Annotated in this window: 20 protein-coding genes; all 20 read right to left on the reverse strand. The window is 44.6% G+C overall.

Annotation, left to right across the window (positions count from 1 at the left end; all coding sequences use genetic code 11):
- Positions 1 to 5 precede the first annotated feature (5 nt).
- Positions 6 to 437, reverse strand: a complete 432-nt coding sequence (gene fliL / locus NCCP2331_RS01655; RefSeq protein ID WP_153720428.1) for a flagellar basal body-associated protein FliL — start codon at positions 435 to 437, stop codon at positions 6 to 8.
- Positions 427 to 648 carry a flagellar FlbD family protein gene (locus tag NCCP2331_RS01660; protein ID WP_153720429.1) on the reverse strand — a complete coding sequence of 74 codons (222 nt, stop codon included), beginning with the start codon at positions 646 to 648 and terminating at the stop codon, positions 427 to 429. Before NCCP2331_RS01660 ends, fliL begins: the two co-directional genes overlap by 11 nt.
- A gap of 55 nt (positions 649 to 703) precedes the next feature.
- Positions 704 to 1,486: a flagellar basal body rod protein FlgG gene (gene flgG, locus NCCP2331_RS01665; RefSeq protein WP_251668078.1), complete on the reverse strand. Its 783-nt coding sequence runs from the start codon at positions 1,484 to 1,486 to the stop codon at positions 704 to 706.
- 84 nt (positions 1,487 to 1,570) lie between these two features.
- Positions 1,571 to 1,948 (reverse strand): TIGR02530 family flagellar biosynthesis protein, encoded by a 378-nt coding sequence (locus NCCP2331_RS01670; protein ID WP_251668079.1) that lies wholly within the window; start codon positions 1,946 to 1,948, stop codon positions 1,571 to 1,573.
- 20 nt (positions 1,949 to 1,968) lie between these two features.
- Positions 1,969 to 2,652, reverse strand: coding sequence for a flagellar hook assembly protein FlgD (gene flgD / locus NCCP2331_RS01675; RefSeq protein ID WP_251668081.1), 684 nt, complete (start codon positions 2,650 to 2,652; stop codon positions 1,969 to 1,971).
- Between the two features lie 2 nt (positions 2,653 to 2,654).
- Entirely contained in the window at positions 2,655 to 4,052 is a 1,398-nt protein-coding gene (locus tag NCCP2331_RS01680) for a flagellar hook-length control protein FliK (protein ID WP_251668083.1), read from the reverse strand.
- 28 nt (positions 4,053 to 4,080) lie between these two features.
- Positions 4,081 to 4,689 carry a MotE family protein gene (locus NCCP2331_RS01685; RefSeq protein WP_251668085.1) on the reverse strand — a complete coding sequence of 203 codons (609 nt, stop codon included), beginning with the start codon at positions 4,687 to 4,689 and terminating at the stop codon, positions 4,081 to 4,083.
- 1 nt (position 4,690) lies between these two features.
- On the reverse strand, positions 4,691 to 5,143 hold the full coding sequence (fliJ, locus tag NCCP2331_RS01690; RefSeq protein WP_153720435.1) for a flagellar export protein FliJ: 453 nt from the start codon (positions 5,141 to 5,143) through the stop codon (positions 4,691 to 4,693).
- Positions 5,140 to 6,474 carry a flagellar protein export ATPase FliI gene (gene fliI, locus NCCP2331_RS01695; protein ID WP_153720436.1) on the reverse strand — a complete coding sequence of 445 codons (1,335 nt, stop codon included), beginning with the start codon at positions 6,472 to 6,474 and terminating at the stop codon, positions 5,140 to 5,142. The genes fliJ and fliI overlap by 4 nt, the downstream gene beginning before the upstream one ends.
- 2 nt (positions 6,475 to 6,476) lie before the next feature.
- A complete protein-coding gene (gene fliH / locus NCCP2331_RS01700) occupies positions 6,477 to 7,256 on the reverse strand; it encodes a flagellar assembly protein FliH (RefSeq protein WP_251668087.1) in 780 nt (259 codons plus the stop codon).
- A complete protein-coding gene (gene fliG, locus NCCP2331_RS01705; protein ID WP_153720438.1) occupies positions 7,249 to 8,262 on the reverse strand; it encodes a flagellar motor switch protein FliG in 1,014 nt (337 codons plus the stop codon). Before fliG ends, fliH begins: the two co-directional genes overlap by 8 nt.
- A gap of 14 nt (positions 8,263 to 8,276) precedes the next feature.
- Positions 8,277 to 9,869: a flagellar basal-body MS-ring/collar protein FliF gene (fliF, locus tag NCCP2331_RS01710; RefSeq protein WP_251668089.1), complete on the reverse strand. Its 1,593-nt coding sequence runs from the start codon at positions 9,867 to 9,869 to the stop codon at positions 8,277 to 8,279.
- A gap of 62 nt (positions 9,870 to 9,931) precedes the next feature.
- Positions 9,932 to 10,240 (reverse strand): flagellar hook-basal body complex protein FliE, encoded by a 309-nt coding sequence (gene fliE / locus NCCP2331_RS01715; protein ID WP_376776789.1) that lies wholly within the window; start codon positions 10,238 to 10,240, stop codon positions 9,932 to 9,934.
- 33 nt (positions 10,241 to 10,273) lie between these two features.
- Positions 10,274 to 10,735, reverse strand: a complete 462-nt coding sequence (gene flgC, locus NCCP2331_RS01720; RefSeq protein ID WP_153720441.1) for a flagellar basal body rod protein FlgC — start codon at positions 10,733 to 10,735, stop codon at positions 10,274 to 10,276.
- 2 nt (positions 10,736 to 10,737) lie between these two features.
- The gene (gene flgB, locus NCCP2331_RS01725) at positions 10,738 to 11,127 is read right to left on the reverse strand and encodes a flagellar basal body rod protein FlgB (protein ID WP_251668186.1); all 390 of its coding nucleotides are present in this window, start codon (positions 11,125 to 11,127) and stop codon (positions 10,738 to 10,740) included.
- Between the two features lie 477 nt (positions 11,128 to 11,604).
- Positions 11,605 to 12,381, reverse strand: a complete 777-nt coding sequence (gene codY, locus NCCP2331_RS01730) for a GTP-sensing pleiotropic transcriptional regulator CodY (protein ID WP_153720442.1) — start codon at positions 12,379 to 12,381, stop codon at positions 11,605 to 11,607.
- An 85-nt stretch (positions 12,382 to 12,466) separates the two neighbouring features.
- Complete coding sequence (gene hslU / locus NCCP2331_RS01735) at positions 12,467 to 13,855, reverse strand: ATP-dependent protease ATPase subunit HslU (protein WP_251668187.1); 1,389 nt, start codon at positions 13,853 to 13,855, stop codon at positions 12,467 to 12,469.
- Positions 13,856 to 13,861: 6 nt separating this feature from the next.
- Complete coding sequence (gene hslV / locus NCCP2331_RS01740; RefSeq protein ID WP_153720443.1) at positions 13,862 to 14,398, reverse strand: ATP-dependent protease subunit HslV; 537 nt, start codon at positions 14,396 to 14,398, stop codon at positions 13,862 to 13,864.
- Between the two features lie 11 nt (positions 14,399 to 14,409).
- Positions 14,410 to 15,309: a tyrosine recombinase gene (locus tag NCCP2331_RS01745; protein WP_251668091.1), complete on the reverse strand. Its 900-nt coding sequence runs from the start codon at positions 15,307 to 15,309 to the stop codon at positions 14,410 to 14,412.
- Positions 15,310 to 15,619: 310 nt separating this feature from the next.
- Positions 15,620 to 16,930, reverse strand: a complete 1,311-nt coding sequence (gene trmFO, locus NCCP2331_RS01750; RefSeq protein ID WP_251668093.1) for an FADH(2)-oxidizing methylenetetrahydrofolate--tRNA-(uracil(54)-C(5))-methyltransferase TrmFO — start codon at positions 16,928 to 16,930, stop codon at positions 15,620 to 15,622.
- Positions 16,931 to 16,947: the final 17 nt, after the last annotated feature.

Consider the following 16,947-nt stretch of genomic DNA (forward strand, 5'->3'; position numbering starts at 1 on the left):
GCCCGTCACTGAATAATGTAAGAGACAATATACACTTTCTCTATCTTACCATCCTGCATCAGTTCATTCAGCTGGGCTTTTATAGAATCCTGGAACTGCTGTTTTCCTGCTTTTCCTTCAAAATCTTTCGCCGTTAATTCGGAAAGCTCCTGGATGACGAGGTTCTTCACCTGGAAATCACGCTTCGTCAATTCTTCTCCGGCTTTTTTGCTGTCCGTCTGGATTTTCAATGAAACCCGGATAAAATTGCGACCGGACAGATTGGTTGTAATTTCTTCGACATCGACAGAGGACTCAAGAATTTCATCGATATTCGGACCTTTCTCGGCCTCTTCGTCACCTTTGTTAAAATTCAAAATGAGTACAACCGCCACTACGCCGATGAGCGTAATACTTACTAAAATAATCAATGAAATCGTCAATAATTTATTCTTCATCTTCTTCACCCCGGATATGCGGATTCGACAACAGCTGGACCGCTTGATAAAATTCAATGATCCGGCTGTTCACTTCCTCAACCGTATCAAGAACGATGTACTTCGACCCTGAAGTCAGCGTAATGGTCGTGTCTGGAAACGACTCAACCTTCTCTATGTATAAAGCGTTTAACGTGAATGTCGTGTTATTCAATCTCGTAACTTTAATCATATGTAAGGGGCCAGGCCAAGGCCGGCCCGACCCTCCTTTTCAAACTATGCTATTATTATCGTTTTAAGTTTACTAGTTCCTGCAAGATTTCGTCTGATGTTGTGATGATCCGTGTGTTTGCTTGGAATCCACGCTGCGCTACGATCATTTCTGTGAATTCTTCGGATAGGTCTACGTTGGACATTTCTAGCGAACCGGATTTGATGACACCATGTCCACCTGCTTCTCCCGGTACTCCTTCGACAGGTGCACCAGAGTTCGGAGATTCTCTATATAAATTACCACCAGCCTTTTCTAATCCCCCCGGGTTAGCGAATTTATACAAGTTAATAACAGGCCCTTCTGTTAAAGTTCCATCAAGAACATACGAAACTTGACCATTTTGCCCAATCGATAAACTCGTAGCTTCTGTTGGTATGAGAATCTGTTCTCCGCTTAAAAATCTACCATCGCCATCCACAATGGCACCATCTTGATCCAGGTAAAACACTCCAGCTCTCGTATAATAAGGGTCGTCAGCATTTCCTACCAGGAAAAAACCATCTCCTTCAATAGCTAAGTCTAAAGTGTTCCCAGTAAATTGTGTTGATCCAGGAGTGTGGAGTGTGTCAATCGTTGCCAACTGTCCACCCAAGCCCACTTGCTTAGGATTCACACCACCTCGGTTGTCTCCAGGTCCAGTTGCTCCCGCCACAGTCTGCGAATACAAATCCTTAAAAACCGTACGTCCCTTCTTAAATCCATAAGTATTAACATTGGCAATATTATTACCGATAACGTCTAATTTCGTTTGAAAGTTCTTTAATCCTGATATTCCTGAGTACATTGAGCGTAACATAATGTAGTTTCCCCTCTCGGTTTTAAAGTGTACCGCTTCGTTCAGTCGGCGGTACGGTGGCATCCTCGTAAGGTCCTGCCGTTTTTAGCTGAGCAATATAGTGCCGTCGATATTCGTAAATAACTGGTCTTTCGCTTCCATGCGGTTCATCGCAGTGATGACGGTTGAGTTCTTTGCACTGACTATGAGTGCGGCCTGGTCGGTCAGCACGAGCGTTTCACGGATTCCCTTCCTCTTCGCCTCGTCCACTTTCTCTGAGATGCGTGCCCATTCTGCCTCGGTCATCTGAATGCTTCGTTCTTGCAGACGGTCGTTGGCATGCTTGCTGATCTTCAGCTTTTCAGGCTGTACCGCTTGCTGCAAATGTGCTGAGAATGACTGATTGGGCTGAGTTTTCTGCTGTGTCTGTCCTGGGCGTATGAGCGGCTGTGATGGAATGCGATGGAAATCAATTTTGTTCATGACATCGCTCCATTCAATTTTTATTCACTTATAGAAGTAAATTGATTACCTTCAATCTTACTGTCATTATCTAATACGTAATGCAACTTGCCTTCTTTATTTGTAACTGAAATCACTTTGGCTGTCTTTTCTACGTCGCCGTCCATGTAACCGACTGTCTTGCCGATCAGCATACTGGCCTGTACGAGATTATTTGGTTGGCTTCCTGCACTTCCGCCTGTACCGTTCGCAAGCACTTCGGAAATATTGCCGGGTGATAGCTCTTTGCCGTCTGCCAGTGTAAAGATGACTGAGCCATCCACATATTTAATGGATTGGATATTGCCGGTTCCTTCATTAATAATCGGCTTGCCGTCTTCATCTTTCTTATCTGTCACTTCATGCCATTTCACGTCTTTGCCAATGAAACTATTATACTGAATCAATTGACTTTGAGACTGAATATCTGCAAACTTATCAAAAGCTTTCGCCATATTCATCGTCTGCTCAAGCGCTGAGAACTGCGCCATCTGTGCCATGAATTCCGTATCTTTCATTGGATTCGTCGGATCCTGGTTTGTCAGCTGGGTGATCAGAATTTTCATGAACGCATCTTTCCCCATTGTATCGGGTCCTGTCTTACGTTCGTCACGCTGCTTGTTGATCAGATACATCGAGTCTGTGATCGCCTGCTGGCCTGACATCGAATTTACTTCGTTAGCCATTTCTATACCTCCAGTTCAATCATGAACTCCTGGAAAGTCTGTTCATGTTCATCCTGACTTTCGTTTTGTTCAGAAGTCTGTTCATTCTGCTTCTCATGCTGTTTATTAAAAGCCTGCTCCCGTTCATTCTTGCCCGGGTCCTGTAACGTCTGTGAAAGATCAATGCGTTCCACCTGCAAGTTTTGCTGGTTGAATGCATGACGCAGCTGGTGCATCTGGCTGTCGAGCATTTCACGGGCCATGGCAGACGATGCCAGGATTCTGGCTGTCATAACGCCGTTTACTTCCAGCAGTTCAATACGTACCTGCCCCAAATGCTCAGGATACAGTTTCACTAATAGACGGTTCGTTCCGCCTGTCTGACCAAAATTCGCACGGTTCAATACAGCCTGAAACTCTCTCATTAATGCTTCACTGCGGCTTTCCGGTACTTTTTCAGTCTGAGTCATCTGAAACACGGGTCTCGCTTCTGTTTGCGTCATCGCGGTTTGAAGAGTCGATGCCTCGTTAGACTTTGTTTGTTCGCCCTGCTGTTTTGTATCCGCAGCCGGCTGTTCCGTCGTAAAACGAATCATATGCTGAACTGCAGCAGGCAGCTGGATTGTCTGTTTGATCTCCGGCTGAATGGATTTCTCTTCTATATGACCCGCGAACTGTGCAAGCAATGGCTGAATGGTCTTAATTAGTTCTTCCTGCTTTATATGCAGATCCATTTTAGGAGCTGTCAGTTCAATGGCTTTGAATAAAGCTGTGATTTCCACTGCAACTTTTTCAGGCAGATTCTCTGTCACGATCTGCAACTGTTCAGGCGGCAGTTTTTGCAATGTCTCCAATACAAACCAAATATCACCGGTTGCTTCCAACTGCTTAATTTCTTCTTCCGAAACACCTGCTTCTGCTAGGGCCTTAGTCATCACTTCTACTAGTTTATCAGGATTTTCCGTAATAAGAAAAGCTAATTGTTGCAGACTAGGAAACTTATTTAAGTTTGGCAGATCAGTTAGAAGTAATTCGCTTTCTAACGCACTGTTTAGATTATCATCCAGTTTCGACTCAGTATTAATTTCCTCAGTTGCAGAATCTGTGATAACCACGTTTTGCTTACCGCCCAACACTTTCATCAACTGATCCATCGCCGAAACCGTCTTGCCATCCTGCTGCAATTCTTCTAAAATAGCTGCCAGTTCTTTTAAACTTCCAGCCTGCATAATATCCTGCATCAGTTCAGCTAAAGCACTGTCAGTTCCAACCGTTTGCGAGGTATCCGGCAATTGTGAAGCCCCCATCAAACTCTGATACACACTGCCAAATCCGGCACCGCTTGTACCACTGGAAGAATTACTTGGAGTAACAGACGGCACACTCGGTGCACCAACACCCATCAATAGTCCTAAATTCACTTTTCCACCTCCTTTAACTACTATTATACTACTTTGTAAGCATAGTTGTATATTTTGCAGCTTGTTCCGGGGACATCTTCTCAAGTATCGCTGCTAAAGTCGCAGGTTTGAGGCTAGATAAAATTTGAACTGCCTCTGCATCGCCCATTTTTGTAATGACAGGAGCTGCTGATTTAGCCGACATTTGTTCATAGGTCGTCACAATTTCTTTGAAATCACGCTTTGTTTCACTTTGTGCGAGCTTCAGCTTTTCAATTTCTTCATTCAGTTTTTCTTTTTCGATTTCCAGTGTTTCATTGGAATCTTTCACTTTCGTCAGTTCATCCTGCACTTCAAACAGCTGGGCTTCTTTTTCCTGGATTTCAGCCTGCAGTGAAATGACACGCTCTTCCAGGATTAAGTCACCTTCCGCCTGCTCGTCAGGTGCTTTTTCTTCAAGAAAAGGTATTTTTGAAGTCCATTCTTTAGCTTGATCAAAGACATTTATGTCCGCGACTTTCGCTATAATTAATACGACAGCCATTGTGAACATGAGAGGAATAATGATCCAAGCTAATAAAATCTGAAAAAAACCAGTGGACTTCTTCTCTTGCACCTCTACAGATTCTACCTCTTTTTTCTTCTTAGCTTTTGCCACTTTACCACCTGTCTTCTTTTGAGCGAAATTTCATCGTGGCCAGTTCGTCAATCCGATTTGCCTCCGCATGTTCCATTTCTGCATCATATTGTTGTTTATTCAGTTCTTTCATTTTCTCAAACTTTTTCACTTCAATATTTTTCTCCAGCAATTGCGACTCATACCAGCTCATTTTCGAACGCGATTTCATGACTTCCTGTTGAATTTGATCAATTTTCACATCGAGCGTACCGATAAATCGTGAATAATGATGCAGATCATCAATGGAGAAACCAGTGCTCATTCGCTGCTGCTGCTCTTCCAGTGTGTCTTCTTTCTTTTTCAGCTGGTCATACAGCTCCCTGGCCACTTCTTCAAACTGCTCAATGGCTTCTTTATAAGCCATTTCCGTTTCATCACGCTCTTGTTCCCGCAATGTCAGCACTTTTTCAAATCGGTAGCGGTAAGAAGTCATATGCTGCCTCCTCCTCCAGAAGCCAATGCGATCATTTCATTCACTGTATCTTCGAGCTGGATATTATCTTTATAGCTCTGCTTCAAAAAGTTCGTAATGATCGGTTCATAGTCAATCGCTTCATCAATTTCTTTCGATGTCCCTTTTTTATAGGCACCGATATTAATCAAGTCTTCCGATTTATCATAGGTGTAGTACAGCTCCCGCAACTTTTCTGCCGCTTTGACATGTTCCGGATCTGCAATATGATTCATCAGCCGGCTGACACTTTTCAGGACATTAATCGCAGGATACTGACCTTTATTGGCAAGGGTCCGGTCCAGGACAATATGCCCGTCCAAAATCCCCCGCACTGCATCCGCAATCGGCTCATTCATATCATCACCGTCAACGAGAACGGTATAGAACGCAGTAATTGCACCGTGTTCATTGGTGCCTGTCCGTTCCAGCAGCTTTGGCAGAATCGCGAAGACCGACGGTGTGTACCCTCGAGTTGCCGGCGGTTCGCCTACAGCAAGTCCGATTTCACGCTGTGCCATAGCGACACGCGTTACGGAATCCATCATCAGCATGACACGCATACCGCGGTCTCTGAAGTACTCTGCAATGGCAGTTGCCGTAAAGGCTCCTTTAATTCGCATCAGCGCTGGCTGGTCTGACGTAGCAGCAACAACAATTGTTTTCTTCATGCCTTCAGGCCCTAAGTCGCGGTCAATAAACTCCCGTACTTCGCGTCCACGCTCACCAATTAACGCAATGATATTGATATCAGCCTCCGTATTGCGGGCAATCATGCCGAGCAGCGTACTTTTCCCTACACCGGAACCGGCGAATATTCCGACACGCTGGCCGTTTCCGACCGTCAGCATGCCGTCAATCGCCTTGACACCAACCGCAAGCTTATCATTGATCGTCGGGCGGGTCAGCACGTTTGGCGGGCTATTTTCAGTCCGCACTGTCGCCAGCCCCTTCGGCAAAGCACTGTGATCGATCGGTTTGCCCATCGAATCCAGCACCTGGCCGACTAAGTTCATGCCCACTTTAACTTCCAGCGGTTTGCCGAGCGATTCCACCAGGCAGCCACTCGAGATATTACTGATATCTGTGTAAGGCATCAGCATGACGATTTCTTCCCGGAAACCGACTACTTCCGCTTTAATAATAGATCTTCCTGCGTCCGGCACATTCAAATGAATTAGACAGACATCTCCAATGGAGGATTCCGGTCCTTGTGACTCAATCAATAAACCGACTACCCGGATAACCCGGCCATATTTTTTCATCGTATTGATATTAGGAATGATTCGAATCAAATCTTCTGCTTTTCTCAAAATTACACACCACTTTCCATAATTTCGACAAGCTGCTCCTTCAATTCATTCAATTGTTCATCGACACTGACGACAATGCGGCCATGGTTTGTTTCGACAAAACAATCGTTGGCATCAAAGTCTTCGTTGACAAAGATCATAAACGGCGTTTCAGGAGGGAAGATTGATGCCAATTCAGCTCGGCTGGCTGTCACCATTTTAAAATGCTCGGTCGGGACATACAGTTTAATCTCTTTCATTTCCTGTGCTTCTTTTATACCTTTTCGAACAATGGAGAGATAGGTTTCTTCATCATCTTCAATTGTTTTATTAATAATTTGCTCAGCGGAACGAATGGCAATGTCGAGAATGACCCGTTCCTGATTAAGTAAATACTGGGTAGCATTCTGATACGATAAAGTAGTCGTTTCATTCGCCGCCTGTATCGTTTCCTGCATATCAGATTGCGCCTTGTTGCGCCCGTCTTCAAAACCTGCCTGGAATCCTTCGTCATAGGCCTGCTGCTGCAGCCGTTCTTTCTCTTCAGCCCACGCAGCACGCATTGCTTCAATATCCGCCGCTGCATGCTCCATGCGCTGCTGAATGTCTGCATTCACCATGGCGCTGCGCTGTTCCATTTCCTGAACCATTCGGCTTCGTTCGGCAAATACTGCACCTGTGTCTGCAGGCACTTGAGCAGGAGACTGATCATCCGGCATTTGCTGCTGAAGACTGCGTATTGAAATTTCTTTTGCGCCGCTTTGATTCACTACTGTACGATCTGAACGAAACAGATTAGACAATGATGTCATCTCCTCCGCCGCGGGCAATAATAATCTCACCCGCATCTTCCAATCTGCGAATAATGCCAACAATCCGTGACTGGGCTTCCTCTACATCACGGAGTCTGACTGGACCCATAATTTCCATTTCTTCCTGGAATGATTCCGCCATCCGCTGCGACATATTTTTGAATAGAATATCTTTTACTTCTTCACTGGATACTTTCATGGACAGAATGAGATCTTCATTTTCACATTCGCGGACCACGCGCTGAATCGAACGGTTATCCAATGTAATAATATCTTCGAAGACGAACATTCTTTTGCGGATTTCTTCTGCCAGTTCGGGATCCTGTATTTCGAGTGCATCGAGAATTGTTTTCTCGGTCGCACGGTCTACTCCGTTCAGTACTTCGACCACCGCATCGACTCCGCCGGTTTCTGTGAAATCCTGCGTAACAGTAGAAGATAATTTCCGCTCTAAAACAGCTTCAATCTCACTGATCACTTCAGGTGAAGTAGATTCCATCGTCGCAATACGCTTCGCTATATCAGCCTGCATTTCCTGCGGCAGTGAAGAAAGAATCAAACCTGCCTGCTCCGCCTCTAAATAGGAAAGAATCAGCGCGATTGTCTGCGGGTGTTCATTTTGAATAAAGTTTAAAATCTGAGACGGCTCTGCCCGTCTGGCAAAGTCAAACGGCCGTACTTGAAGCGATGATGTCAGCCGATTGATTACTGCCTGCGCATGTTCTTTACCGAGTGCTTTCTCAAGTATCGTTTTGGCGTAACCGATCCCGCCCTGCGAAATATAATCCTGAGCCAGCGCAATATTATGAAATTCTTCAATAATCTCTTCTTTCACCGAAGAATCTACTTTTTTCACGCCTGAAATCTCCAGCGTCAGACGCTCTATCTCCTCTTCGTTCAAGTGCTTATAAACTGCTGCTGAGACTTCAGGCCCTAGAGAGATGAGCAATAAGGCAGCCTTCTGTTTGCCTGACATTTCTTTATCTTTCTTTACCAACTTGCATCCCTCCGTTACTCCTCAGCAATCCACGTTCTCAATAGCTTGGCAAACTCTTCCGGCTTATCTTTCGCCATTTTTTCAAGCTGTTTTCTGCGTGCTGTTGCTTCTGTTTCCTGTTCCAGATTAATGTCATCCACTTGAATTGCTTCAAGTTGCGCTTCCAATGCGAGCTCATCTTCCATCTCGGCTTCACGGCGTCGTTTACGCAGCAACAGAACAATTACTGCGATTAATGCTAACAGCAGGACTCCGCCGATAACGTATGCCCACCAAGGAATAACCGTCTTCGGCTCTTCAAACAGTACATTTTTACCTTTCAGCGGCTGTACCGAAACAGCAATCTTCTCTGCCAGCATTTCATCTGTCAGTTCCCCTGCTGCTTCTTTATCCAGTGAAGTCCGAATAATTGTTTCCAGAATCTGCTCTACGTCTTGCTGAACTTCAGGTGCCAATGAATTCGGATCGTCCGCTGTTGGTGGTTCGATCATTACCTGTATACCCAGATCGCGTATTTTATAAGGACTTTCAATAATGTCTTTACTGATCCGGTTCACTTCATTATTGATGGTTTCTTCCAATCGTTCATAATCTCCGTTGCCCATTTCACCTTCCACATAAGTGGTGCGGTTATCGGTCGGATCTTCGGCTTCCGGTGTTCCGCCGACAGCCGGATTCGTACCGGAAAATGACTCCGTAATCCGCTGTACACTCAGCGCGATGCCTTCCATATTTTCCTCATCCACCGGTGACACCAAGTCTTCTTTACGTTTTTCCACTTTGAAGTCGATATCGGTTGTAACCGAAACAACGACTTTATCCTGTCCCATCATCGTGCCGAGCATCATCTGCACTTGTCTCTGCAAGTCGCGCTCTATCGTTTTCTTCAGACCCATTTGATCCGTGACACTCTGACCGTAGGAGTTTTCTGAACCTTTTAAATCAAAGTACTCAAAATATTGGTTCTGAATGACGATATTATCATTAGACAGGTTCGGCAAGCTCTTGGATACCAAGTTATACAGAGATGCAATCTGCTGTTCTGAGAAACTTTGACCCGGATTGGTCTTCAGCATGATTGCCGCACTGGCTTCCTGTGTTGAATCATTGACGAAAATGCCTTCAGTCGGTAAAGTCAGCATTACTTTTGCGTCCTTAATACCCTCTATACCCTTAATCAAGTTTGCTAATTCTGTCTGCATAGCAGCCAGTTTAATCATATTGAATTCATTATCTGTCGTTCCAAAGCCTGCATTATCAGAAAAGAAGGAGTAATCAATCAGACCAGAGTCCGGAAATCCTTCCGCAGCCAATGAAACACGAAGCGTATCCAGCTGTTTTTCAGGCACTGCAATCGCAGTTCCGCCGGGCTGGACAACATACGGAACACCCTGACCATCCAATACTTCTTTAATACGGCCTATTTCAGAAGGTGAAACTTCTGAATAAAGTGTGACATATGTAGTTCGTGATAGATAAATTGTTAAAAAAATGGCCAATGCAATAACACTTGCTGCCGTAGCAATGTATGTGATTTTTTGTTTTTTGGAGCGACTTTCCCAGAACGCCTTAAGATCCGCTCTGAGCTTTGTGAATCTTTCTTTCATTCTAATCCCCCGGTCAGCCTAACTAGGCAAAATTTCACGTCTGCCCAGCGTAACTTGTTCTGTTAGACAGGCATTCTGATGATTTCTTGGTATGCTTCAACCACTTTATTACGCATTTCCACCGTCGCATTTAATGCAATACTCGCCTTTTGGGCAGCGATCATGACATTATGCAAGTCTACATCCTCGCCTTTAATCAGCTTGACTGTCAAAGTATCAGAAGTTTGCTGCGCCTGATCGACTTGATGAATTGCATCATTCAGCATGGCTGAGAAGTTTTGCTGCGCTTCGAACGGGGTCTTTTGAGTCCGTACTTCAGCTGGCTGAACCTGCATAGTCGGCAAAGCGCCCGTAATTGCTTGAATCGGCATCTTTTCCACTCCTTCTATAGTAGTTCGTATACGTTATCTTCCTATTTCTAAAGCTTTCATTAACATGGATTTGTTTGCGTTCAGCACCGTGACGTTCGCCTCGTATGACCGTGTTGCTGACATCAGGTCAATCATTTCACGAAGAGGATCCACATTTGGCATCTGTACATAGCCTTCGTCGTTGGCATCTGGATGAGTTGGATCAAACACTTGCTTGAAAGGCGTCTCGCGGTCTTCTTTCACTCTTGTCACTGCGACTCCATTGCCGGCGCCGCTATGAGACTGAACTCCTTTTGCCGCCTGCAGAAATGAAGCGAATTGCCCTTCTTTAGGCTGCAGCGTAACAGTTTTTCTGCGGTATGGCTCCCATTCGCCATTTACTTGCTTTGCCCGCGTTGAATCGACATTCGCCATATTGGATGAAATAACATCCATTCGAAGCCGCTGCGCAGTCAGAGCGGAGGATGAAGTATTCAGGCTGTGAAATATACTCAAGATTAGCGCCCTCCTTTAATAATGTTTTGCAGGCTGTTGAATTTGCCGTTCAGCCGTTCGATCAATGCAGAGTTATAAATTTGATTGGCAGCTAAATCTGCCTGTTCTTTATCCATATCGACTCCGTTGCGGTCCTGACGATAGCGCAAATTGGATAAGTCGAATGTTTTACTTCCCGCAGAAGCCGTAAAGTCGAGATGTCTTGCATCTGTTTTATACGCTTCAAACGCTTTGCTCTTTTCACTGGAAAACACTTCTTGAAAGTTAACAGATTTCGCTTTGTACTTGGGTGTGTCAACATTCGCGATATTTTGCGAAATAGCTTTACCTTTGGCAGACGAGTAGTCCAGGCCCTTTTCAAGCAGATTGATAGTGCTGCCATAAATATTCAATGTCATGCCTCCCTCTCTTAAAGTAGTCACATTCTTCTTATATTCCTACATTATCCGATTCCAAACTAGTATACTAGACATTTTTCGCTATGATTATAAACGTAAATGTAAAATTCTTGTTTTATCTACTAATCTATTGTAGCGGATTCTAATGATTTTTGTCCAATGAATTCTAGATAATTCCCTAGGACTAATTTCCCTTTTAGCTATTTTCGAACTATAAAGCGTCGTATTTTCACTACTTTGTATTTTGAAAACGCTTTTTCTTTTATGCTTATTTAGGGCTAAATCGGTAAATATTTTTTTATATGATTATTTTTTTATCCCTTAAACCATTATATAGAATACCACACTAAAGAAACTGTATCTTATGTACTTGTGTCAAATCATGTAATTATTACCCATTCCTCTGGTAATCACAATGTATTCATACCCAATATAAAAGCGCCGCTTCTGTAAAGAAGCAGCGCTCTTTTTTTATGAATTATGTTTTTCTAACTCAGACAGGAATTTATCGTTCAATACTTTGATGTATGTCCCTTTCATTCCCAGGGAACGTGATTCGATTACGCCGGCACTTTCTAATTTACGAAGTGCATTAACAATTACAGAACGAGTGATTCCTACACGGTCTGCAATTTTTGACGCTACCAGCAGGCCTTCATTTCCGTCCAGCTCTTTGAAGATATGCTCGATTGCTTCATGCTCACTGTATGACAGAGAGTTGATCGCCATCTGAACAACCGCTTTGCTGCGCGCTTCATGTTCGATCTCTTCTGATTTCTCACGCAAGATTTCCATGCCGACTACAGTAGCGCCGTACTCAGCAAGAATCAGGTCATCTTCTTTGAAGCCTTCCTTCAGTCTCGCCAAAATCAGTGTTCCCAAACGCTCTCCGCCGCCAATAATCGGAACGATCGTAGTCAAGCCGTCTTTGAACAGCTCTTTATTCTCTACAGGGAATACAGTATATTCACTTTCGATATCGATGTTCGGTGATGTTTCCTGAATTTCGAATAAATGATTCGTGTATTCTTCAGGGAATTTACGGTCTTCAAACATTTTCTTCATGCGGTCATTTTCAATCTGATGGTGTACTTCAAGTCCGAGCAATTTACCTTTCCGGCTGACGATAAACGCATTACAATCGATGACATCGCTCAGTTCCTCTGCCATCTCTTTGAAATTGACTGGGCCGCCCGCGCCTTCTTGTAACATTGCATTAATTTTTCTTGTTTTGACTAATAAACTCATTTCAATTGTTCCTCCTCAAATTCTCTGTTGACTATATTGAATATTCTAAAGGTTTTTAATCATTAAATAAACTATAAAGCCTCAATTACAAAATAAAATGTGACAAATCTTTGTTTTTAACGATTCCATCTAATTTTTCATCTACATAAGCGGGTGTGATCTTTATGGAAGCCGGCCCGATATCCGCCGCTTCGAATGAAAGATCCTCCAAAAGTTTTTCCAATATGGTATGCAGTCTTCTGGCACCGATATTTTCCGTTTCATTGTTTACTTCAAATGCAATTTCAGCAATTTTGCTGATTGCGTCATCTGTAAATTCGATTTCCACTTCTTCGGTAGACAGCAGACGTTCATATTGACGCAGCAGTGAAAAATCTGGCTCTCGGAGTATACGCTCAAAATCGATTTTTGTCAATTTATCCAATTCTACGCGGATTGGGAAACGTCCCTGCAATTCCGGAATGATATCTGAAGGCTTTGACATATGGAAAGCGCCCGCTGCGATGAATAAAATATAATCTGTTTTAACCGCCCCGTATTTCGTTGTGACAGTCGATCCCTCAACAATCGGCAAGATGTCCCGCTGAACACCTTCGCGTGATACTTCACCTGACGATTTCTGGTTGCTGCTTGCAATTTTATCCATCTCGTCCAAGAAGATGATGCCTGCCTGCTCGGTCAATTCGATGCCTTTGCGTGCCACTTCATCCTGGTCGATCAGTTTATCCGCTTCTTCCGCCTCCAACACCACGCGTGCATCTTTCACTTTCATTCGGCGCTTCGTCTTTTTCTTCGGCATCAGGGAAGATAATGCATCCTGCATGCCTGACATCTGCTCCATGCCTGAACCTTGCAGGGCATCAAATAAGGATGGCTGCTGAGCGGTTACTTCCACTGTGACCATTTGTTCTTCGGCCTGACGACTTTTCAGAAGTTCCGCTATCTCTGAGCGCTTTCTCCTAATTTCCGTCTGCTCTTCAGGATTCTCTTCTTCCTGCTGATCTTTTTGTCCAAAGAACATCTCAAATGGATTCTGTCCGCTGCTTTTCTTTTTCACTTCCGGGACCAGCAGTTTGACCAGGCGCTCTTCCGCCAGCTTCTGCGCCTGCTCTTTAACAGCCTCACGCATATCTTCCTTCACCATACGGATCCCGACTTCCGTCAGATCACGTATCATGGATTCGACATCTCGGCCGACATAGCCCACTTCTGTAAACTTCGTCGCTTCCACTTTGACGAACGGTGCATGGATCAGCTTTGCGATCCGGCGGGCGATTTCCGTTTTCCCTACGCCCGTCGGTCCAATCATCAGGATGTTTTTCGGAATGACTTCTTCCTGTTCTTCAGTCGACAGCTGCATACGGCGGTATCGGTTGCGCATCGCAACAGCAACCGCTTTTTTAGCCTTTTCCTGTCCAACGATGAAGCGATTTAAATAGGCCGTGAGCTCTTTAGGTGTCATTTCTTGTTTCATTACCAATCAAAGCACCTCCACGATGATCTCATGATTTGTATAGACGCAAATATCAGCAGCTGTCTCCAAAGAAGCTCTCGCAATTTGCTCCGCTGTTAACCCGCTGCTATATTTCTTCAAAGCTCTTCCTGCCGACAGCGCATAGTTGCCGCCTGAACCGATTGCTAAAATCCCGTCGTCCGGTTCAATTACTTCACCTGTACCGGAGACAAGCAGCAGGGTTTTCTTATCCATCACGAGCAGCATCGCTTCCAGTTTGCGCAGAATCCGATCGCCGCGCCACTCTTTTGCCAGCTCGACAGACGCTCTTTGCAAATTGCCGTCGTACTCCATCAATTTCGCTTCAAATAAATCGAATAAAGTAAATGCGTCCGCTACAGATCCCGCGAAGCCTGCAAGCACTTGTCCGTTGAATAATCTGCGGACTTTTCTGGCTGTATGCTTCATGACGACCGCATTGCCCATCGTCACTTGTCCGTCACCTGACATGGCACATTGCCCTTCATGGTGTATCGCAAAAATCGTTGTTGCATGGAATTCCATTCAATCTCCTCCTAAGCACGCGGATGCGTCTGTAAATAGGTTTGCCGTAAATGTTCATTCGTAATATGTGTGTATACTTGAGTTGATGATAAATGACGGTGACCGAGCAATTCCTGCACACTGCGCAGATCTGCACCTGCACCGAGTAAATGCGTTGCAAACGTATGCCGGATCATATGCGGCGTGATTTTTGTATGCAAAGCTGCGCGTTCCATTAAGTCATTCAATATATAGCGCACTCCCCGGTCCGTCAGTGGATCACCGCGCAAATTCACAAAAAGACTTGAATGCTTCTTTTGCTTCATCAGCCGGGGTCTTGCCGTATCGATATATTCCTGAAGCGCTTCTTCCGCAAAACTGCCGTACGGTACAAAACGTTCTCTGCGGCCTTTTCCCATCACTTTCACAATTCCAAGGTATTGATCGATATCACGGACCTCCACTGTCACAAGCTCGCCTACCCGGATACCCGTCGCGTAGAGTAATTCAAGCAGCGCACGGTCACGAAGCGAACGGGCATCATCGCCGACCGTTGCCTCGAACAGTTTCTGCAGTTCCTGCTCATAAAAAAAAGCAGGCAGGCGCTCTTCCTTTTTCGGATGAAACAATAAACGAAACGCTTGGTCCTGAATGCCATAACGGGCGTTTGTGAATTTGAAAAAAGACCGGATTGAAGAAATTTTCCGCGATATCGTTGTTCTTGCCAGTGATCTGTCATACAATTTGGTAACATACAGTCTGGCTGCAGGATATTGCACATCATCCAGTTTTTCGATATGTTCCGATTCTAGGAATGCCAGAAATTCTCGCAAATCATTTTCATATTCCGCAACAGTATAAGACGAATAGTTTTTTTCCAAGCAAATATACGACACATATTCATCCGCCAGCTCTTTTATCTCAGGAACCATTTTCTCCACCTCTTGCTGATTATAGGACAGCGCATTTTTTGAAGAGTCTAAAGATTCTTGAATGTATATAGTTTGGAATTTATAATGAAATCCAAATGTTCTCCCTGAAACACTATACAATAGCAAGGATTTTTGGGCAACTAAGAAAACTGATCCATCATCAGTTATTCCCTGAAAACTCTAATTTGACACATAATGTTCAAATTACTTCGATGTCAAACTATTCCCTCTTAAGTACAAGACGTGTTCCTCTTAATTTAGTTGCATACAAGAGAAAAACCTTACCCAAAAGTCAGGGTAAGGTCTGAATTCAAATATCAGTCGTTTCTTTAAATTCCTTCAGTGCATCAAGCGCACGGTTAGCGTGTTTTTCTGCGCGTTCTGCTTTCGTCTTGAATCTGCGTTCTAAATCTGGGAACAGTCCGAAATTAATATTCATAGGTTGAAAGTTATTCGGATCTGCTTCCGTAATATAGCGGGACATGCTGCCCAGCGCCGTTTCTTTCGGCAAACGGATCGGTTTTTCGCCTTTCGCCAAATGCGCAGCATTGATTCCAGCAATTAGACCTGAACCGGCTGATTCCACATATCCTTCTACGCCCGTCATCTGACCTGCAAAGAAAATGGTCGGCTTGGACTTTAACTGATACGTGCAGTTCAGCACTCTCGGTGAATTAATGAAAGTATTCCGATGCATCACGCCATAACGGACGATTTCAACATTTTCCAGTCCGGGGATCAGCTGCAGCAATTCTTTCTGTGCGCCCCATTTCAAGTGAGTCTGGAAACCGACCAGATTATAGAGCGTTCCCGCTGCATCATCCTGCCGAAGCTGAATGACTGCTTTTGGACATTTCCCTGTTTTCGGGTCTTCCAGTCCTACTGGTTTCAAAGGACCGAACAGCATGGTTTTCACTCCGCGCTTTGCCATGACTTCAATTGGCATACAGCCTTCAAAATACATCTCTTTTTCAAAATCTTTTAACGGTGCTACCTCCGCAGTAATGAGCGCCTGATAAAAACGGTCAAACTCTTCGGCATTCATCGGGCAGTTCAGATAAGCTGCTTCCCCTTTGTCGTAGCGTGATTTCAAATAGACTTTATCCATATCGATCGAATCACTTTCCACGATTGGAGCTGCTGCATCATAGAAGTATAAATAATCTTCACCTGTCAGCAAACGGATTTCCTCTGCCAATGCAGGTGATGTAAGCGGTCCGGAAGCAATAATTGTAATGCCATCCGGCAGTTTCGTCACTTCTTCATTTATGATTTCAATGTTCGGGTGGCTGCGGATCTGCTCCGTGACATTCCCTGCAAACTCATGACGGTCCACTGCCAGTGCGCCTCCTGCAGGGACTGCACACTTATCTGCCGCCTGGATGATCAATGAATTCAGCTGACGCATCTCTTCTTTGATCACACCGACTGCATTCGTTAAATTATTCGCGCGCAATGAATTACTGCATACTAACTCTGCAAATTTATCTGTATGGTGGGCTGGCGTCTGTTTGACCGGACGCATCTCGAATAATTTCACTTGAATTCCCCGATTGGCCAGCTGCCAGGCTGCTTCACTGCCCGCCAGACCCGCACCTATGACATTTACAGTTTGCGTCATCTCAATCCCTCTTCCTC

This window comes from Sporosarcina sp. NCCP-2331 (assembly GCF_023707945.1).
GTDB lineage: Bacteria > Bacillota > Bacilli > Bacillales_A > Planococcaceae > Sporosarcina > Sporosarcina cascadiensis.